This window comes from Nocardioides silvaticus (genome assembly GCF_003160695.1).
Lineage (GTDB): Bacteria > Actinomycetota > Actinomycetes > Propionibacteriales > Nocardioidaceae > Nocardioides > Nocardioides silvaticus.
The window spans coordinates 57,504-74,874 of sequence record NZ_QGDD01000006.1 but is presented as its reverse complement, the minus strand read 5'-3'; the positions used below and the strand labels follow the sequence as shown (position 1 = coordinate 74,874).

At 71.5% G+C, this 17,371-nt stretch carries 21 protein-coding genes and 1 riboswitch; of the genes, 8 read left to right on the top strand and 13 right to left on the bottom strand.

What is annotated here, in order from left to right; translation table 11 throughout:
• The first annotated feature begins 149 nt into the window (after positions 1–149).
• Both DJ010_RS13790 and mctP read left to right on the top strand, forming a co-directional pair.
• On the top strand, positions 150–407 hold the full coding sequence (locus DJ010_RS13790) for a DUF3311 domain-containing protein (protein WP_211318792.1): 258 nt from the start codon (positions 150–152) through the stop codon (positions 405–407).
• Positions 404–2,092, top strand: a complete 1,689-nt coding sequence (gene mctP, locus DJ010_RS13785) for a monocarboxylate uptake permease MctP (protein ID WP_245927555.1) — start codon at positions 404–406, stop codon at positions 2,090–2,092. The genes DJ010_RS13790 and mctP overlap by 4 nt, the downstream gene beginning before the upstream one ends.
• Here the strand turns inward: mctP and DJ010_RS13780 are convergent.
• The 8 genes from DJ010_RS13780 to thrC form a co-directional block, all read right to left on the bottom strand.
• A complete protein-coding gene (locus DJ010_RS13780) occupies positions 2,089–3,279 on the bottom strand; it encodes a hypothetical protein (protein ID WP_109694712.1) in 1,191 nt (396 codons plus the stop codon). The two genes, mctP and DJ010_RS13780, sit on opposite strands and share 4 nt — an antisense overlap.
• Positions 3,279–3,785, bottom strand: coding sequence for a SigE family RNA polymerase sigma factor (locus DJ010_RS13775; RefSeq protein ID WP_109694710.1), 507 nt, complete (start codon positions 3,783–3,785; stop codon positions 3,279–3,281). The genes DJ010_RS13780 and DJ010_RS13775 overlap by 1 nt, the downstream gene beginning before the upstream one ends.
• 72 nt (positions 3,786–3,857) lie before the next feature.
• Positions 3,858–4,712 (bottom strand): ATP-grasp domain-containing protein, encoded by an 855-nt coding sequence (locus DJ010_RS13770; RefSeq protein WP_109694708.1) that lies wholly within the window; start codon positions 4,710–4,712, stop codon positions 3,858–3,860.
• Between the two features lie 22 nt (positions 4,713–4,734).
• Complete coding sequence (locus tag DJ010_RS22115; RefSeq protein WP_158283021.1) at positions 4,735–4,911, bottom strand: hypothetical protein; 177 nt, start codon at positions 4,909–4,911, stop codon at positions 4,735–4,737.
• A gap of 66 nt (positions 4,912–4,977) precedes the next feature.
• A complete protein-coding gene (locus DJ010_RS13765; RefSeq protein WP_109694706.1) occupies positions 4,978–5,445 on the bottom strand; it encodes an OsmC family protein in 468 nt (155 codons plus the stop codon).
• A 20-nt stretch (positions 5,446–5,465) separates the two neighbouring features.
• On the bottom strand, positions 5,466–5,858 hold the full coding sequence (locus tag DJ010_RS13760; protein WP_109694704.1) for a hypothetical protein: 393 nt from the start codon (positions 5,856–5,858) through the stop codon (positions 5,466–5,468).
• A gap of 4 nt (positions 5,859–5,862) precedes the next feature.
• On the bottom strand, positions 5,863–6,141 hold the full coding sequence (locus DJ010_RS13755) for a MoaD/ThiS family protein (protein WP_109694702.1): 279 nt from the start codon (positions 6,139–6,141) through the stop codon (positions 5,863–5,865).
• Positions 6,142–6,157: 16 nt separating this feature from the next.
• Positions 6,158–7,453: a threonine synthase gene (gene thrC / locus DJ010_RS13750; protein ID WP_109694700.1), complete on the bottom strand. Its 1,296-nt coding sequence runs from the start codon at positions 7,451–7,453 to the stop codon at positions 6,158–6,160.
• A 9-nt stretch (positions 7,454–7,462) separates the two neighbouring features.
• Positions 7,463–7,607: riboswitch (SAM riboswitch) on the bottom strand.
• A 205-nt stretch (positions 7,608–7,812) separates the two neighbouring features.
• Here thrC and DJ010_RS13745 point away from each other — a divergent pair.
• Together DJ010_RS13745 and DJ010_RS22935 are read left to right on the top strand one after the other, a co-directional pair.
• Positions 7,813–8,178, top strand: coding sequence for a YciI family protein (locus DJ010_RS13745; protein ID WP_109694698.1), 366 nt, complete (start codon positions 7,813–7,815; stop codon positions 8,176–8,178).
• A complete protein-coding gene (locus tag DJ010_RS22935; protein ID WP_109694696.1) occupies positions 8,129–9,406 on the top strand; it encodes an RNA polymerase sigma factor in 1,278 nt (425 codons plus the stop codon). Before DJ010_RS13745 ends, DJ010_RS22935 begins: the two co-directional genes overlap by 50 nt.
• Positions 9,407–9,477: 71 nt before the next feature.
• On the opposite strand, the gene otsB is transcribed toward DJ010_RS22935, so the two are convergent.
• From otsB to DJ010_RS13725, 3 genes are read right to left on the bottom strand one after another with little or no spacing between them, the layout of a single operon-like run.
• On the bottom strand, positions 9,478–10,329 hold the full coding sequence (otsB, locus tag DJ010_RS13735) for a trehalose-phosphatase (RefSeq protein WP_109694694.1): 852 nt from the start codon (positions 10,327–10,329) through the stop codon (positions 9,478–9,480).
• Positions 10,330–10,383: 54 nt separating this feature from the next.
• Positions 10,384–10,995 (bottom strand): LytR C-terminal domain-containing protein, encoded by a 612-nt coding sequence (locus DJ010_RS13730; RefSeq protein WP_109694692.1) that lies wholly within the window; start codon positions 10,993–10,995, stop codon positions 10,384–10,386.
• A gap of 14 nt (positions 10,996–11,009) precedes the next feature.
• The gene (locus DJ010_RS13725; RefSeq protein WP_109694690.1) at positions 11,010–11,312 is read right to left on the bottom strand and encodes a DUF3263 domain-containing protein; all 303 of its coding nucleotides are present in this window, start codon (positions 11,310–11,312) and stop codon (positions 11,010–11,012) included.
• A gap of 167 nt (positions 11,313–11,479) precedes the next feature.
• Here DJ010_RS13725 and DJ010_RS13720 point away from each other — a divergent pair, with 167 nt between their 5' ends.
• Positions 11,480–12,916, top strand: coding sequence for an alpha,alpha-trehalose-phosphate synthase (UDP-forming) (locus DJ010_RS13720; protein WP_109694688.1), 1,437 nt, complete (start codon positions 11,480–11,482; stop codon positions 12,914–12,916).
• Between the two features lie 54 nt (positions 12,917–12,970).
• Entirely contained in the window at positions 12,971–14,173 is a 1,203-nt protein-coding gene (locus DJ010_RS13715) for an alpha/beta fold hydrolase (RefSeq protein ID WP_109694686.1), read from the top strand.
• A 388-nt stretch (positions 14,174–14,561) separates the two neighbouring features.
• On the opposite strand, the gene DJ010_RS13710 is transcribed toward DJ010_RS13715, so the two are convergent.
• Entirely contained in the window at positions 14,562–14,846 is a 285-nt protein-coding gene (locus DJ010_RS13710; RefSeq protein ID WP_109694684.1) for a GNAT family N-acetyltransferase, read from the bottom strand.
• 84 nt (positions 14,847–14,930) lie between these two features.
• Between DJ010_RS13710 and DJ010_RS13705 the strand changes: the two genes are divergently transcribed.
• Together DJ010_RS13705 and DJ010_RS13700 are read left to right on the top strand one after the other, a co-directional pair.
• Entirely contained in the window at positions 14,931–15,605 is a 675-nt protein-coding gene (locus DJ010_RS13705; protein ID WP_109695127.1) for a uracil-DNA glycosylase, read from the top strand.
• A 56-nt stretch (positions 15,606–15,661) separates the two neighbouring features.
• Positions 15,662–16,438 (top strand): dioxygenase family protein, encoded by a 777-nt coding sequence (locus DJ010_RS13700; RefSeq protein WP_211318791.1) that lies wholly within the window; start codon positions 15,662–15,664, stop codon positions 16,436–16,438.
• 10 nt (positions 16,439–16,448) lie between these two features.
• Here DJ010_RS13700 and DJ010_RS13695 read toward each other — a convergent pair whose 3' ends face one another.
• Entirely contained in the window at positions 16,449–17,315 is an 867-nt protein-coding gene (locus DJ010_RS13695; protein ID WP_109694681.1) for a DICT sensory domain-containing protein, read from the bottom strand.
• Positions 17,316–17,371 lie beyond the last annotated feature (56 nt).

Here is a 17,371-nt window from a genome sequence, read left to right as displayed (position 1 = left end):
TGACCTCGACTCCCCGAGCCGGGGTCTTTCTGTCACTCTCGCGTCGAGAGTGCCAACGTCATGTTTAGCACTCGACCCCTGCGAGTGCAAGAACAGGGGTACCGGTCGCACCCCTTGACGAGCGGTCGCCCGCGAGTAGGTTCGAGCGGGTGATCTCGGGCAACGACAACAGCGGTCCGGCGCGCCCTGACGCCGGTGTGCCGCGGACGGACAAGACGAAGGCGACCCTCGCAGCCGTGCTGCTGGGGATCCCCATCCTGGCGCTCGCGTGGGTGCCGAGCTACGCGAAGGACGAACCGGAGCTCTGGGGCTTCCCGTTCTTCTTCTGGTACCAGTTCCTCTGGGTCCTCGTGACCTCGGCGGCGACCTGGGCGGCGTACCGGCTCATGCTGGCGGCCCGGAGGTGAACGCCCCGTCCCCCCTCGCCGCCACCACCGACGTCAACTGGGTCGCGATGTCGGTGCTGGTCGCGCTGTTCGTGCTGGTGACGGTGCTCGGGTTCATGGCGACCCGGTTCCGTCGCGCCGAGAGCCTCGACAACCTCGACGAGTGGGGTCTCGGCGGTCGCCGCTTCGGCACCTGGGTCACCTGGTTCCTGCTCGGCGGCGACCTCTACACGGCATACACGTTCGTCGCCGTGCCCGCAGCGATGTTCTCGCTGGGTGCGGTCGCCGGGTTCTTCGCGGTGCCCTACACGATCGTGCTCTACCCGATCATCTTCATCTTCATGGCGCGGCTGTGGTCGGTGAGCCACCGGCACGGCTACGTCACGCCGGCGGACTTCGTCCGGGGCAGGTACGACGACCGCAACCTCTCGCTCGCGGTCGCGGTCACCGGCTTCGTGGCGACCATGCCCTACATCGCGCTGCAGCTGGTGGGGATCCAGGCCGTGCTCGAGGTGGCCGGGTTCGGCGGCAACGACAACGTGATCGTGAAGGACCTGCCGCTGTTCATCGCGTTCGCGGTCCTCGCCGCCTACACCTACTCCTCCGGCCTGCGCGCGCCAGCGGTGATCGCGTTCGTCAAGGACTTCCTCATCTACCTGGTCGTGATCGTCGCGATCATCTACCTGCCCTCACAGGTCGGCGGCTGGGATGCGGTCTTCGGCGCGGCCGAGGAGAAGATGAACAGCACCAACGAGGCAACCGGCGCGCCCACCGGGTCGTTCATCCCGGGCGGCGGCGAGTACTGGGCCTACGCCACGCTCGCCCTCGGCTCGGCGCTGGCGCTGTTCATGTACCCCCACTCGGTGACGGCGAGCCTGTCCTCCGAGAGCCGCAACACGATCCGCCGGAACGCGGCCATCCTGCCGGCGTACTCCTTCGTGCTGGGCCTGCTCGCCCTGCTCGGCTGGGTCGCGATCGCCGCCGGCACGCAGCCGGTCGGCGCCGACGGCGAGCCCAACGCGCAGCTGGTCATCCCGCAGCTGTTCGAGGACCAGTTCTCCTCGTGGTTCGCGGGCGTCGCGTTCGCGGCGGTGGCGATCGGGGCGCTGGTGCCGGCCGCGATCATGTCGATCGCCGCCGCCAACACCTTCACGCGCAACATCTACAAGGAGTGGATCAAGAAGGACGCCACGCCGGCCGAGGAGGCCAAGGTCTCCAAGCTGATGTCGCTCGTCGTGAAGGCGTTCGCGCTCGTCTTCGTGCTGACCCTCGACAAGCAGAACGCGATCAACTTCCAGCTGCTCGGCGGGATCTGGATCCTGCAGACCTTCCCGGCCATCGTGATCAGCTTGTTCACGCGGTGGTTCCACCGGTGGGGACTGCTGGCGGGCTGGGCGGTCGGCATGGTCTACGGCACGGTCGAGGCCTATCGCGTGGTCAACCCGGTGACCGGGAAGCACTTCGGCGGATCGCTCGGCGAGATCCCCGGCCTCGGTGAGATGGGGTACATCGCGATGACCGCGTTCTCGATCAACATCATCGTCGCCGTCGCCATCACGCTCCTGCTCAACGCGCTCGAGGTCTCCAACGGCACCGACCACACCACCCCGGGCGACTACTTCGCCGACCGGGACGACCCGCGGGTGAAGGCCGACCTGGCGGAGGGGGACGACCTCACCCGTGGCGAGCCGACCCGCGGTGACTAGCGTCCGCCGGTCGTGAGGTCGGCGAAGCTGGCGACGTACGACTCCTTGCCCGGCGTCCACCCGACGACGTCGGACACCCGGAACACCTCCGGCGTGCCGACCCGCCAGGCCAGCACGCGGGCGTGCTCGTGGCGCGACTCGAAGAGCACCGTCTCCCGGTCGAGCCAGCCGACGACCGCGCAGCACTGCTTCCAACGGCCGCCGCTGGTCTCGGGCGGCATCGCCAGCAGCGCGTCGGGCTCACCGACACCACCCGCGGCGACAGCATCGACGCTCTCGAAGCCGGTGCCGTCCATCGCTGCCACCGGTCCGGCGAGGTAGAGGCCCTGGGCTCCCTCGCCCACCAGCCGCTCGAGCGGACCGTAGTGCTCGTCCTGCCACCGCGGGCCGGTGTAGCCCTGCGGGAGCTCCGTCGTGCTCCGGATGAGCTGCCCCGCCGGCGAGTAGTAGGAGAGGCCGACGCCGCCCCCGATCGTCGTCACCTCGAGCGCGGCCTGCTCCCACCGGGTGCGCTCGACGTCGGCGCCGGGTACGTCGATCGTGGTCCAGGTCCGAGTGCCGAAGGTGTAGACCTCGAGCGCGCCGTCCTGCCGGAAGAAGGCGTGCTCGCCATCGGGCGACAGGCTCTCCGCGCTGAGCGGCGGCAGCACGTTGCCGCGCTCGGCGTAGCGCTCGAGGCGCGAGACGTCGAGCGTGTACGACGCGCCGTCCGCGCCGATCGCGACCACCTCGCCCGGGCGCTCGCCCCACAGCTGGAACAGCGCGACGGCCCGGAAGCCGGGCGGCACCTCACCTCGGGACGAGTCCAGGTCGATCTCCGCCGGCAGGCCCGAGCCCTCCACCTGGGGAAGCTCCGTCTCCTCGGCGACGGTCAGCGCCCACCAGACCGGGACGCCGCCGTAGGTCCCGGCGCGCTCGGCCTGTGGCCCGTCGGGATCGGGCGCGGGCGGCGACGGCGCGTCGCTCGAGCTGTCGGCGGGCGGCGGGGTCGGCGTCGCCTCGTCACCGCCGGCGACCACGGCGGTCGTCGCACCGACGACGGCCAGGACGGCGACGGCGCCGCCGACGCCTGCGGCCCGCCGGCGTCGAACGGCGCGGGCGCGGTCCCACGCGCCGTCGACCAGGTCGGTGACGGGCAGGTCGGCGACCCGCTCCTCGAGCAGGTCGCGCAGTCGCTGGCCGGTCATCAGCTCTCCTCCCGCAGCAGCTCGGCGAGCTCCGGCGCGGCCTCGCGCAGCCGGCGGAGCGCCAGGTGGGTCTGGCTCTTCACGGTGCCGACGCTGACGCCCAGCGCGTCGGCCGCGTCACGCTCGGTCAGGTCGTCGTAGTAGCGGAGCACGACGACTGCCCGCTGGCGCGGCGTGAGCGTCGCGAGCGCGTCGTCGAGCAGCATCCGCCGGTCCGCGGCCGGGGCGAGGTCGGGCAACGGCGCGACGCTCTCGGCCGGGTCCGCGACGACCTCGCGGCGGCGCTTCCGCCACCACGAGATGTTGTCGCGCACGATGACCTGCCGCGCGTAGCCCTCGGGGTTGCCCGACGCGAGCCGGCGCCAGCGCAGCGCGACCTTGGTCAGTGCGTCCTGGACCAGGTCCTCCGCCCGGTGGTGGTCACCGGTGAGGAGCAGCGCGGTCCGCAGCAGCGCCAGCTGCCGCTCGCCCGCCCAGCGGCGGAACGCCTCCTCGTCGGTGGTCACACCCCATCAACGCACAGGGCGGGCCGGAGGTTGGAGGCTCGTCGCGATTGCGGGAGTGCGACGGGCAGGCAGTCAGTGCGACAGCCGCGTCGCGACCACGTCGGCGAACAGCCCGGCGATCGAGGGATCGACGTCGAGGTAGAGGCCGGGCTCGATCAGCTCGAGCTCGCTGACGGCCCACGCGTCCTGCCACTGCATGAGGTCGACGCGGGCGTAGGAGAGGTCGGCGCCGAGCCGCGCCGCCACCGTGCGTACGGCGTGCTCGGCGACCCCCGCGCGACCGGGGTCGAGCGGGACGGGGTGGCTGCTGCCGCCGTACAGCTCGTGCACGCGGATCTCCTCGCCCGCGGCCACCTTGTCGACCTGGGCGACGGCGCGACCGTCGAGGACGTAGATCGACGTCTCGCCCGCCGTCCGCACCGACTCGAGCAGCGGCTGCACGATCCACGGGGCGCGGTCCAGGTCGTGGAGCCGCCAGTCGTCGAGGCTGTCGGCCACGACCACGCCGCGACCACCGGCGCCCACGCGCGGCTTGATGACGACCGTGCCCCAGCTGCGCAGCGCCTCCGTGAGCCCGATGACCAGGTTGTCGTCGTCGAGCAGTGCCGTCGGGACGACGGCGACCTCGGAAGCGAGCTCGGCGAGGTAGGCCTTGTCGGCGTTCCACGCGAAGACGTCGGCGCCGTTGAGCACCGGCGTCACCGCAGCGACCTCGCGCGACCACGCCAGGAAGTCGTCGAGGCGGCGGTGGTAGTCCCAGGTCGAGCGCACGGCGACCAGGTCGGCCGCGGCCCAGTCGACGGACCGGTCGTCCCAGCACACCCAGCGGGCGTCGATCTCGCGCTCGGCGAGTGCGGGCACGAGGACCTCGCCGCCCGGCTCGCCCTCGGGCATCAGGTTGAACGTGACGAGCAGGACCGTGGGCACCGCCCGAGCCTACGGGCAGGCGTCAGAACATCCCCGACTGGTTGCGCAGGCTGTCGGACTGCTGGTGCAGCGCCTGGTGGTTGGAGAAGGGGTCCCTGTTGCGGTCGCGCTTCGCGCCGCGGTGTCCCCGCAGCTCGAGGTAGAGCACGCAGAAGACGAGGAAGGCGAGCACGGCGCCGACGCTGAGCAACCACCACATGGGGACCTCCTGAGTCCGGTATCTGCACGCTAGACCCCGTGTGCCCCGGAAAGGGTTCCCCCGCCGTCACTCCGCGACGAGGATCTCCGGTTCGTGGGTGACGGGGAAGCTCACCGAGGCGGCGATGAAGCAGTTCTCGCCGGCCTCGTGGTGGATCTCCCGGGCCAGCTCGACCTGGGTCAGGTCGGCGATCGTCACCCGCGGCCGCAGCACGACCGAGGTGAACCGCCCGCCCTGGCCGACCTGGCTCATCGTGCCGAGCGGCTCGTCGGCGTAGGCGGTCACCACCACCCCGTGGTTGACCGCGGAGTGCAGGTAGGAGAGCAGGTGGCACTGCGAGAGCGCGGCGACCAGCAGCTCCTCGGGGTTCCACCGGGTGCGGTCGCCTCGGAAGGTCGGGTCGGAGGAACCGAGCAGCTCCGGCTTGCCCTCCGCGGTGAGCACGCAGCTGCGGTCGTAGTCGCGGTAGCCGCTGGTGCCGCTCCCGCGGTTGCCCGTCCAGGTGAGGCCGAGCGCGTAGTGGTGGTCGGTCACCCGCCCATCCAACCAGCCGCTCAGGCGGCGAGCCGCGCGGCGTAGGCCACGTCGTAGCCGGCACAGACCGGTGCGTACCAGCCGGGCAGTCGCGAGTCGTCGCTCGGACCCTGGAGGAAGTCGAAGAGTGCGTGCGACGCCCACCCCGCGGCGACCAGCCGGCGGCCGGTGGCGCTGTCGGCCTTCGCTGCCACTGCGGTCAGCGCCGCCGCCGCAGCCAGCACGGCGGCCTCGACCGCGACGCCCGACCCGATCTCACGACGCGCGGCCGGGTAGATCACTGCGGCGCCGACGAGCCCGACGCCCGATGCGACCACACCGGACCGGCCCTCGAGGCGTCGCACGGCCTGCGCGGAGGCCCAGCCGAGTCCGGCTCCCGCGACCAGCGCGACCGCGGAGCCGAGAGCGCCCATGACCTCAGCAGCCGCCGGCGACGGCCGGGATCACCGAGATCTCGGTGCCGTCCGGCGTCGGGGTGGCCAGCTCGTCCTGGAACCGGACGTCGTCGTTGCCGACGTAGACGTTCACGAAGCGGCGCAGCTTGCCGTCCTCGTCGAGGATCCGGCCCTTGATACCGGCGAACTTCGCGTCGAGGTCGTCGAGGACCTCCGCGAGGTTGGAGCCCTCGGCGGTCACCTCGGAGTCGCCGCCGGTGTAGGTGCGCAGGATCGTCGGGATCCGGACGCTGACGCTCATTCGTTGTTCCTGTTCTCTAGATTCCGGTGGCCTTGAAGGCGGTGTACGACGGCGCGATGGTCGCCGCCGCGCTGACGTGGCCCGAGACCGCGTCGAGGGTCTTCAGCCCGTGACCGGTGTTGATGACGACGGTCTCGAGCGTCGGGTCGAGCACGCCCGCCTCGACCAGCTTCTTGGTGACCGCGACGGTGGTGCCGCCGGCGGTCTCGGTGAAGATGCCCTCGGTGCGCGCGAGCTGCACGATGCCGGCGCGGATCTCCTCGTCGGTGACCTCCTCGACCGCGCCGCCGGTGCGGCGGGCGATGTCGAGGACGTAGATGCCGTCGGCGGGGTTGCCGATCGCGAGGCTCTTGGCGATCGTGTCGGGCTTCACCGGGCGGATGGCGTCGGTGTCGGCCTTGAAGGCGGTGGCGACCGGGCCGCAGCCCTCGGCCTGCGCGCCGAAGACGCGGTAGGGCTTGTCCTCGACGAGGCCGAGCCTGATGAGCTCCTGGAACGCCTTGTCGACCTTGGTCAGCTGCGAGCCGGAGGCGACCGGGATCACGATCTGGTCGGGCAGCCGCCAGCCGAGCTGCTCGGCGATCTCGTAGCCCAGCGTCTTGGAGCCCTCGGCGTAGTAGGGCCGGACGTTGACGTTCACGAACGCCCAGCCGTCCTCCTCGCCGGCGATCTCGGAGGCGAGCTTGTTGACGTCGTCGTAGTTGCCGTCGACGGCGACCAGGTTCTCGGTGAAGATCGCCGAGTTGACCTGCTTGGGCTGCTCGAGGTTGCTCGGGATGAACACCACGGTCTTGATGCCGGCCCGAGCGCCCGCGGCCGCGACTGCGTTGGCGAGGTTGCCGGTGGACGGGCAGGCGAACACCTTCGAGCCGAGCTCGCGGGCGGCGCTCAGCGCGCACGCGACCACGCGGTCCTTGAAGGAGTTGGTCGGGTTGGTGGAGTCGTCCTTGACCCACAGGTTCTCGATGCCGAGCTCGCGGCCGAGGTTGTCGGCCTTGAGGAGCCGGGTGAAGCCGGGCTCGGTGTTGGGGCTCGACTCGATGTCGGTGGGCACCGGCAGCAGCGCCTGGTAGCGCCAGATGTTGCGCGGACCGGCCTCGATCTGCTCGCGGGTGATGGCCGGGAACTCGTAGGCGACCTCGAGCGGCCCGAAGCACTCCGGACATGCGTAGAACGGACCCAGCCCGACCCGGTGGCCGCACTCGCGACAGCTGAGTGCGACGGCGTTGCCGAACGCTCCCTCGCGGGGACCCTCGGCCGGCCGGGTGTCAGCGGACTCGGTCCGGTGGTCCTCGGTGACGACAGCGCTCACAGTTCCTCCTTCTCATCTGCCCCGGGCGACGGTCGCGCGGGCCGGATTTGGCACCGTCTCCACGAACCGAGCGCCGGACGGATCCGGGTGGCGGAGGCTCGTGGCGGTTGCCGGGACTTCACTGGGCCGTTCCCTCAGTCCCTCTGGATGAGCAAGGACAAGGTATCGGGGAGCAGGTCGCCCGAACGAATCGAGATCCCATCATTCGAGAAGCCTGTCCGCGATTCGAGACGCCACAGAGCCCGCCCTCGCCGTGCCGCTCTGAAATCACCGCGGGTCCGTTGTCGATCCCGGCTCCCGTCGGCCGTCATCCCGGTGACCGGCTGACAAGGCCGACCGACAACTGAGAGGTTTCCACCATGACCACGTACGTCGTGCTCCTGCCCGGTGACGAGAACGCCTGGGAGGCGCTGTCCGCCGAGGAACAGGCAGCCGTGTTCGCCAAGCACGAGGAGTTCTCCGCCGCCCTCGCGGCGCGCGGCCACACCGTGACCGGCGGCCACGAGCTCACCCACTCGCGCACCACCAAGCAGGTGAGGAAGAGCCCGAGCGGCGAGCTGCTCGTCACCGACGGGCCCTACGCCGAGACCGTCGAGCAGCTCAGCGGGTTCTACGTCGTCGAGTCCGACGACCTCGACGACCTGGTCCAGGTGTGCGGCATCCTCGCCGACGGCGATGGTGCGGTCGAGGTGCGCGCAGCGGTCGACCACAGCGGCGAGGAATGACCTGACCGAGGAGAGCACGGCGCTCGAGCGGGCGCATCGCAACGAGTGGGGCCGGTTGCTGGCCCTGCTCGTCGCGCGCTTCCGCCGGCTCGACCTCGCCGAGGACGCGCTGGCCGACGCCTACGAGCGGGCGGCGCGGACCTGGCCGCTGGAGGGCGTTCCCACCAACCCGGCCGGCTGGCTGCTGACCACCGCACGCAACCGGGTGCTGGACCGGCTCCGCTCCGAGGCGGTGCTGGCCCGCTCCATGCCGTTGCTGGCGGTCGACAGCGAGCTGACCGAGGCGGCGCAGCGTGTGATGGCCGACCCCGGCGACGAGCTGCTCGACGAGCGCCTGCGGCTCGTCCTGCTCTGCGCCCACCCCCGCCTGTCGCGCGAGGCGGCTGCCGGGCTGACCCTGCGGCTGGTGCTCGGCGTCAGCACCGAGGACGTCGCCCGGCTGTTCCTCCAGAGCACGTCGACGATGGCGGCCCGGCTCACCCGGGCCCGCAAGAAGCTCGCCGGCGAGACGTTCGCCGTCCCCGCTCCGGGCGACCTGCCCGACCGCGTCGCCGTCGTGGCGGACGTGGCCTACCTCGCGTTCACCGCCGGCTACGCGCCGGGCTCCGGGCCCGACGTGCTCCGGGCCGACCTCGCCGGTGAGGCGATCCGGCTGGTGCGGGTGCTCCGCACCCTGCTGCCGTACGACGACCGCGAGCTGGCCGCGCTCCAGGCGCTGATGCTGCTCCAGCACTCCCGCCGCGACGCGCGGGTGCGGGACGGTGACCTGGTGCTGCTGCCGGACCAGGACCGTTCGCAGTGGAACCACGACGAGGTCCACGAGGCGATCGACCTGCTCCAGCCGCTCGTCGGCGACCCGCCCGCGCCGTACCTCCTCCAGGCGCTGATCGCCGCCGAGCACGCCACTGCCGCCTCCGCGGCCGCGACCGCCTGGGACCGGATCGTCGCCCGCTACGACGAGCTCCTCGCCCTCCACGACACCCCCGTCGTCCGGCTCGCGCGAGCCGTCGCGCTGGCCGAGGCCGAGGGCCCGGCCGCGGGGCTCGCCGCCCTGGCCGGCGTCGCCCTCCCCGGCCACCGCCTGCCCGCCACCCGCGCCGAGCTGCTCGCCCGCCTCGGGGACCACACCAGGGCGCGGGCGTCGTACGACGCCGCCATCGCGCTCTGCGCCAACGCCGCCGAGCGCGCCCACCTGCTCCGTCGGCGCGACGCGCTCCCCCCGCCGTGACACCTCGCACCGGGGGAATTTCGTCGTGGATCCGGGGAGATCGCGACGAAAAGCCCCGGTGCGACGCAGCGTCAGCCGATCGCGGAGCTCTGCATGATGTCGAGGCGCAGCTGGCGCAGCAGGCCGACCACACCGGAAGGTCCGGTGACCACGACGTCGGCGAGGGGCAGCAGGGCGCTCTGCTCCTGGGAGGCGGAGCAGACGCGGAGTGCGGCGAGTCCGGTCTTCTCCAGCTCGGTGACGGCCTCGAACGCCTCGAGGTCGCCGAGGTCGTCGCCGGCGAAGAGGAAGCCGCGGGCGTCGAGCTCGGCGGCGAGCTTCTCGACGACCATCCCCTTGTGGGCACCGGGCGAGCGCACCTCGATCACGTTGCGGCCGGGCTCCACCACCATGCCGTGCGCCTCGGCGAGGGCCCGCATCGGCGGGAGCAGCCGTTCGAAGGCCTCCCCGGGATCGGGCAGCCGGCGGGTGTGCACGGCCACCGCGAGACCCTTGTCCTCCACGTAGGCATCGGCGGCGTCGGCCTGCCGGAGGGTGCGCGGCAGGTCGCGCTCGAAGGTCGCGAGGCCGCGCGGAGGGCGCGGCGAGACGATGCGCCGTTGCCGCGACGACCAGCGCTCGTTGCCGTACTGGCCGAAGAGGAACAGCTCCTTGCCCGCACCCTGGATCGCGTCACCGACCTCCTCGAGACCGCCGAGGTCGAGCGCCTGGCGGGCCGGGCGGCCGGTGATCACGGCGATCGCCGCGACCTGCGGGGCCAGGTCGATCAGCGCGTCGGCGGCGTCGGGGTGGATGTGCGCGCGGGTCGGGTCGTCGACGATCGGCGCGAGGGTGCCGTCGAAGTCGAGCCCGACGATGGTGCGGTCGGCGACGCGGACGAGGTCCGCGTAGCGATGTTCACCTTCCGGCGACGAGAACTGCACACCACCAGCCAACCACGGAACCGGCGCGGCCGGACTGCCGGGAGGGGAAAGGCCTCAGCCCAGGGCGCCGGTCAGGATGACCGTGAGGTTGGTGTCGCTCATGGCCGCGTCCGCCGGGACCAGCCGCTGGATGCCGAGGTCGAGAGCCAGCTTCTGAGCGGCGTCCCGCATGCCCGGCGGGAAGTAGACGGTGGTCGCCGGGATGGTGCCGTACCAGTTGTCGGCGGCGATGCCGTTCCACCCGATCTCCTGCACCCGCGCGAGCGTCTCGCCGGCCAGGCCGGTGATGCTGGTGTTGTTGAAGACCACGACGCCGACCTCGCTGCGCACGACCGGGGGCTCGGTCTTCTTGGGCTCCTCCGGCGTGGTGGAGGTCGTCGGGTCGGAGGCGTCGGTCTCGTCGGGGTCGGAGCCGTCCGTGCCCTCGGTCGCGTCGCCCGGGTCGTCGGAGGTCGCCGCTCCGGGGTCCTCGCTGCTGCTCGAGGAGGGCGTGATCTCGCGCTCCTCGGGAGCGGTGTCGCGCGTCGCCACGAACGCGAACGCCGCCGCGACGACGGCGACGATGCTGAGCAGCACCACCGGCGAGGGCAGTACGGCGCCGCGCTGGTTGGTGCGTCGAGTGCTGCGGATGTGGTCGGGCTGGTCGGGGGAAGGACGACCATTCATGGCTTTCGAACCTTTCAGACCTCGAAGCCGAGGCGGCGGGCGGAGCGCTGGCGCTGCCGCTGGGACCGGAGCCGGCGCAGCCGCCGGACGAGCAGGGGGTCGGCGGCGAGCGCCTCGGGACGGTCGATGAGGGCGTTGAGGACCTGGTAGTAGCGGGTCGAGCTCATGTCGAACTTCTCCCGGACGGCGGTCTCCTTGGCACCGGCGTACTTCCACCACTGCCGCTCGAACTCGAGGATCTCGCGGTCGCGGTCGCTCAGCTCGGAAGCGGTGGCGCCGCCGGCCTCAGGGGCCACGGCAGTCCGCTGCGGGTCCATTGGTTTCTCCCCCGGTGTCGACAGTGGTCCGTGACCCACTGTAGACGGCGAATCACAACGATGTCATTCGGTCGCCCGGGGTGTTGCGACCAATCCCGACGGGGTAACGCCCGGGCGGTGCGGAGGTCCGCACACCCGCCCCGTCCGCCGTACCTCCCACGACTAAGGTGACTACCGTGCGCCACGACCTGGTGATCGTCGCCAACAGGCTCCCCGTCGACCGCGTCACGCTGCCCTCGGGCCGCAAGAAGTGGCGCCGCTCCCCCGGCGGCCTGGTCACCGCGATCGAGCCGGTGATGCGCACCCACGGCGGGGGCGTCTGGATCGGTTGGCCCGGCGGCGTCAACCAGAAGCTGAAGCCGTTCGAGGACGAGGGCCTCTCGCTCGTCCCGATGTCGATGACCCAGGACGAGATCGAGTGCCACTACGAGGGCTTCTCGAACGCCACCCTCTGGCCGCTCTACCACGACGTCGTCGCCAAGCCCGAGTTCCACCGCGAGTGGTGGGACGAGTACGTCAAGGTCAACCGCCGCTTCGCCGAGAAGGCCGCCGAGCTCGCCGCGAAGGGGGGCACGGTCTGGGTGCACGACTACCAGCTCCAGCTGGTGCCGCAGATGCTCCGCGACCTGCGCCCCGACCTCCGCATCGGCTTCTACCTGCACATCCCGTTCCCGCCCGCCGAGCTCTTCCAGCAGCTGCCGTGGCGCCGCCAGATCCTCGAGGGCCTGCTCGGGGCGGACCTGGTCGGCTTCCAGCTGCCCGAGGCGGCCGCCAACTTCGTGCGCCTGGTGCGCCAGCGGGTCGGTCACAAGACGCACCGCGACCTGGTCTACCTCCCGGACGGGCGCACGGTGCGGGCGGCGCCCTTCCCGATCTCGATCGACTCCGCCGGCTACGAGGAGCTGGCCCGGTCACCGGAGGTGGTCGAGCGCGCCAAGGCGATCCGCGAGGCCCTCGGCAACCCGCGCCGGATCTTCCTCGGCATCGACCGGCTCGACTACACCAAGGGCATCTACGCCCGACTGCGTGCGTTCAGCGAGCTCATCAAGGACGACCACTTCGACGTCGAGGACGCCGTCTTCGTGCAGGTGGCGGTGCCCTCGCGCGAGCAGGTCGAGCAGTACCGCATCCTGCGCGACGACATCGAGCGCCTCGTCGGCCGCATCAACGGCGACCTCGGCCGGATCGGCCGCCCCGCCATCAGCTACCTGCACACCTCCTACCCGCGCGAGGAGATGGCGGCGCTCTACCGGGCGGCCGACATCATGGTCGTCACGCCCTACCGCGACGGCATGAACCTGGTCGCCAAGGAGTACGTCGCCTGCCGGGTCGAGGAGGACGGCGCGCTCGTGCTTTCGGAGTTCGCCGGCGCCGCGGAGGAGCTCAAGCAGGCCTGGCTGATCAACCCCTACGACATCAACGGGATGAAGTCCGCGTTGCTCGACGCCTACAACGCCGAGCCGAAGGAGCTCACCCGGCGGATGCGCGCGATGCGCAAGCAGATCAGCCAGCACGACGTGAAGGCCTGGGCGGCGAGCTTCATGACGCAGCTCGAGGACGTCAACATCCACACCAAGAGCCCACGGCCCGCGACGAGGTCCTGAGCCGCCGCTCGGACTCCGGACCCGGCAGGGCCCGGAGCGGGGTAATTTTCGCCCATGGATCTGATCCCGAAGCCTGATCAGGTCGTGTCCGCGGCCGGCAACGTGGCGCACAAGGTGCTCTACGGCGGCCTGGCCGACCTGCGGCCGATGCCGCGCACCCTGATCGACGACGGCACGCTCCGCGAGGTCTACCACTACCGTCCGTCCGGTCACGTCAAGGAGACCGGCGACCCGGTGCTCCTCGTGACCCCTCTCGCCGCGCCCGCGATCTGCTACGACCTGCGGCGCGGGTGCTCGCTCGTCGAGCACTTCGTGACGGCCGGCCGCCCGACGTACCTCGTGGAGTACGGCGAGGTCTCCTTCCGCAACCGCAACCTCGGCATGGAGCACTGGATCGACGAGGTCGTGCCGAGCGCGATCCGCGAGGTCTCCGCGCACGCAGGCGGCAGGCCGGTGCACGTCATCGGCTGGAGCCTCGGCGGGATCTTCTCGCTGCTGACCGCAGCCGACCAACCGGACCTGCCGATCGCGTCGCTGACCGCGGTCGGCTCGCCGATCGACGTCTCCCTGGTGCCGCTGGTCGCGCCGCTGCGACCGTTGCTCAACTGGTTCAACGGCAGGGGCCCGCTGACGAAGGGCTACCAGCTGCTGGGCGGTGCGCCGAAGCCGGTGGTGCGGTGGGCCTTCCAGCTCTCCTCGTTCCAGAAGCTCGTCACCAAGCCGCTCGCGCTGGCCAGCCACATCGACGACACCGAGTTCCTCGCCCAGATCGAGGCGGTCGACCGGTTCACCGACAACATGATCGCCTACCCGGGACGGACGTTCGGGCAGCTCTACCACCGGTTCGCCAAGGGCAACCAGCTCGCCAGCGGCGAGTTCGACCTGGACGACCGCACCATCGCGATGAGCGACATCGACGTTCCGGTCCTGGTCTTCGGCGGCGCCAACGACGGCATCGCGCCGGTGCCGGCCGTCAGGGCGATCGTGCCGCTGCTGACCGGCTCGCCCGAGGTGCGGTTCGAGATCGTCCCCGGCGGCCACCTCGGCATGCTCACCGGCCGCGCTGCCCGCGACACCACGTGGGTCGTGATGGACGAGTGGATCTCGCAGTGGTCGACCGACGAGGAGCCCGCCGTCCCCGAGCCGAAGCGCCGGGCGAAGGGCGCGAAGAAGGAGCCGGTCGCGGCCGTCTCCGCCATCGGCACGAACCCCGCCCGCCGGCACAGCTCATCGGCGTCGCGCGCGCTGAAGAAGTAGTCGGCAGCCCGTCCCAGGTCCCGTCCCGCTCCTTCTAGTCAATTGTGACTAGACGATCGGGTCGGTCGCCCGATCCGCGACCGGTCTCGCGCTCATAGAGTTTTCCTTACCAACGCGGACCGCGGGACACCCTGGAGGGAGCCCGCCTGGCTGGCGCTCGACGCCGCCGGCGGTCCAGAGATTTTCCCCGTGGTCCGCGTTGGGTTTGCAGCTCGATGCGGCGCCCCTGGGAGGGAGAGGGGCGCCGCTGAGTTGATTTTTCACGCCCCTTCGGCGGAGCTTGCGACGTCGAAGAAGAGGGCGGGAGGTCGAGCAGCGCCGCGGCTGAGCTTGCGAAGACGCGACGCGCGTGTCGAGACCCCGTGACGTGCGCGCCGACCGCTGAGGTTCAGGCCAGCAGGTCCTGGTGGTCCGGGTGCTTGTCGATCCAGCCCTTGATGAACGGGCAGGTCGCGACGACCTTCAGCCCGTCGGCCCGGGTCTGGTCGAGCGCGGCGCGGGCGAGGCCGCTGCCGATGCCCTGGCCCTCGAACTCGTCGTCGACGACGGTGTGGGTGAACTCGCGGACGCCGTCGCGCTCGACGTACTCCGCGAAGCCGGCGAGCCTCCCGTCGGCGGTGTGGATCTCGAACCGGTTCTGCTCGGCGTTGTTCGTCACCTGGTTGTCGGTCATGGGTCGAGCCTAGGTCGCGGCCGAGCCGGGACCGGCCAGAATGTCGGCGTGAGCGCGCTGGCCGGACTCGTGGACAAGGGACTGATGGCGCCGGACTGGGCTGCGGCGCTGGCACCGGTCGACGACCGGATCGCGGCGATGGGCGCCTTCCTGCGGGAGGAGGTCGCGGCCGGGCGCGGCTACCAGCCGTCCGGGGACCGGGTGTTCCGCGCGTTCCGCCGGCCGCTGTCCGAGGTGAAGGTGCTGGTCGTCGGCCAGGACCCCTATCCCAACCCCGACCACCCGGTCGGCCTCAGCTTCGCGGTCGAGCGCGGCGTCTGGCCGCTGCCGCCGAGCCTGGTGAACATCTACACCGAGTACCGCGAGGACCTCGGTGTCGTCCCGCCCCGGCACGGCGACCTGACGGCATGGAGCGAGCAGGGCGTGATGCTGCTCAACCGGGCGCTCACCGTGCAGCCCGGTCGGGCCAACTCCCACCGCGGCAAGGGCTGGGAGGAGATCACCGAGTGCGCGATCCACGCACTGCGGGAGCGGGCCGAGGGCGGCGCGGCGCTGGTCGGGATCCTCTGGGGCGCCCAGGCCCAGACGCTGCAGCCGATGCTCGGCCCGATCCCGGTCGTGAAGTCGCCGCACCCCTCGCCGCTGTCGGCGTACCGCGGGTTCTTCGGCTCGCGCCCGTTCACCCGGGTCAACGCGCTCCTTGCCGAGCAGGGCGGCGAACCGGTGGACTGGACGCTGCCCGTGGATGCCGGTGGTTGAGCTTTCGAAACCCGGCGTCCTGGAATAAAGTTGAATCCTCAACTATTGAGGTGACCATGACGTCCGACCGCATGCCTGCCCTCTACATCGGCCATGGCGCGCCGCCGCTGCTCGACGACCCTGTCTGGTCGGGCCAGCTCGCCGCCTGGGCCGGCGACCTGCCGCGGCCGACGGCGATCCTCATCGTGAGCGCCCACTGGGAGTCGGCACCGGTCTCGCTGAGCGCCAGCGGCGCCGGGCTCGTCTACGACTTCGGCGGGTTCGACGCGAAGTACTACCGGATGACCTACCGCACGCCCGACGCCACCGCGCTCGCCGATCGCATCGCGCGGCTGATGCCGGCGACCGAGCCGGTGCACCAGCACACCTCGCGCGGTCTCGACCACGGTGCGTGGGTGCCGCTGCGGATCATGTATCCCGACGCGGACATCCCGGTCCTGCAGATGTCGCTGCCGACCCACGATCCCGAGCGGCTGCTCACGCTGGGCGAGCGGTTGCGGCCACTGCGCGAGGAGGGCGTCCTCATCATCGGCTCCGGGTTCCTCACCCACGGCCTGCCGTTCCTCACCGAGTGGCGCATCGACGCCCAGGTCCCGGGCTGGTCGGCCGACTTCGACAGCTGGGCCGGCGAGGCACTGGCCCGGGGCGACGTGGACACCCTCGCGTCGTACCGCTCGAAGGCGCCGGGCATGCCCTACGCGCATCCGACGGTCGAGCACTACAGCCCGCTGTTCGTCACCCTCGGCGCGGCGAGCGACCCCGGCGCGCCTGGCACCCAGGTCATCGACGGCTTCTGGATGGGTCTCTCGAAGCGCTCGCTCCAGGTCGCCTGAACCCGGCCGACTACCGGTCGGATGCCTCGAGGTAGCCCAGCATCCGGTTGAAGAGGCCCGCAGCCCGGTCGAGGTCGGCCGACGCCCGCGGCGGGTCGTCGACGGCGAGGACCAGGTCGGCGGGGCGCCAGCCCGGCGCGTACTGATCGGCGAGCGAGGCCGCCACCCGTCCGGCGGCGCGGACGATCTGCGGGTCCACCGACCACAGGACCTCGAACCGGCGGCTCCCGTCGACCGCCCGCTCCCGCCCCGGCATCTCCACCGCGGTCATGCAGGCGGGCAGGTCCGCCGCGTCGCACACGACGAGCCACTCCCGGTTGAGCGGCGCCTCGACCGGCAGGTCGACCGCGACCACGCGCCCCGACCGACGCCCCAGGAGATCGACGGGACCGGCGGGATCGGAGAGGCGCGCGAAGGCCACCGTCGCCCTCGCGGTGCGGGCGAGCTCGTCCCAGCGTGCGAGCGAGTCGCGCAGGTGCTTCTCGTGCTGGAACCCGCCGAACAGGACCGGCTGCGCGGCGCGGGCGCAGCACTCGTCCTCGATGGCCCGGCTGAGCGCGACCAGGCTCCGCTTCGAGAGCACCTGCGGCACCAGCTGCGGATGGCGACGGCGCAGCTCCGCGTAGACCGAGCGCGAGGGATAGGGCTGGGGTGTGACGTCACGGAGCGCCGCCCTCAGGCTGACGCCCTCCTGCCGACGGCGCAGCACCTCCAACACCGCGTCGACGTCGGACTCCGAGTACCGGCGGTGGCCCCCACCGGGACGGGCAGGTCGCGGAAATCCGTAGCGCGCTTCCCAGCTGCGCAGCGTCGCAGTGGGTACCCCCGTACGGACGGCAAGCTCGCCGATCGTCAGAGCGGCGGATCCCGGGGACAACTGCCGACCTCCTCAACCTGCATAGGTTTTATTTGCAACTATTGCATAGGTTAGGG

What these genes read in the sequence shown, in the direction of transcription:
- DJ010_RS13780 (WP_109694712.1), bottom strand. Translation starts at nt 3,279, where the DNA reads ATGACCGGCCAGCGACTGCGCGACCTGCTCGAGGAGCGGGTCGCCGAC.
- DJ010_RS22115 (WP_158283021.1), bottom strand. Translation starts at nt 4,911, where the DNA reads ATGTGGTGGTTGCTCAGCGTCGGCGCCGTGCTCGCCTTCCTCGTCTTC.
- DJ010_RS13760 (WP_109694704.1), bottom strand. Translation starts at nt 5,858, where the DNA reads ATGGGCGCTCTCGGCTCCGCGGTCGCGCTGGTCGCGGGAGCCGGACTC.
- DJ010_RS13755 (WP_109694702.1), bottom strand. Translation starts at nt 6,141, where the DNA reads ATGAGCGTCAGCGTCCGGATCCCGACGATCCTGCGCACCTACACCGGC.
- DJ010_RS13745 (WP_109694698.1), top strand. Translation starts at nt 7,813, where the DNA reads ATGACCACGTACGTCGTGCTCCTGCCCGGTGACGAGAACGCCTGGGAG.
- DJ010_RS22935 (WP_109694696.1), top strand. Translation starts at nt 8,129, where the DNA reads ATGGTGCGGTCGAGGTGCGCGCAGCGGTCGACCACAGCGGCGAGGAAT.
- DJ010_RS13730 (WP_109694692.1), bottom strand. Translation starts at nt 10,995, where the DNA reads ATGAATGGTCGTCCTTCCCCCGACCAGCCCGACCACATCCGCAGCACT.
- DJ010_RS13725 (WP_109694690.1), bottom strand. Translation starts at nt 11,312, where the DNA reads ATGGACCCGCAGCGGACTGCCGTGGCCCCTGAGGCCGGCGGCGCCACC.
- DJ010_RS13715 (WP_109694686.1), top strand. Translation starts at nt 12,971, where the DNA reads ATGGATCTGATCCCGAAGCCTGATCAGGTCGTGTCCGCGGCCGGCAAC.
- DJ010_RS13710 (WP_109694684.1), bottom strand. Translation starts at nt 14,846, where the DNA reads ATGACCGACAACCAGGTGACGAACAACGCCGAGCAGAACCGGTTCGAG.
- DJ010_RS13705 (WP_109695127.1), top strand. Translation starts at nt 14,931, where the DNA reads ATGGCGCCGGACTGGGCTGCGGCGCTGGCACCGGTCGACGACCGGATC.
- DJ010_RS13700 (WP_211318791.1), top strand. Translation starts at nt 15,662, where the DNA reads ATGACGTCCGACCGCATGCCTGCCCTCTACATCGGCCATGGCGCGCCG.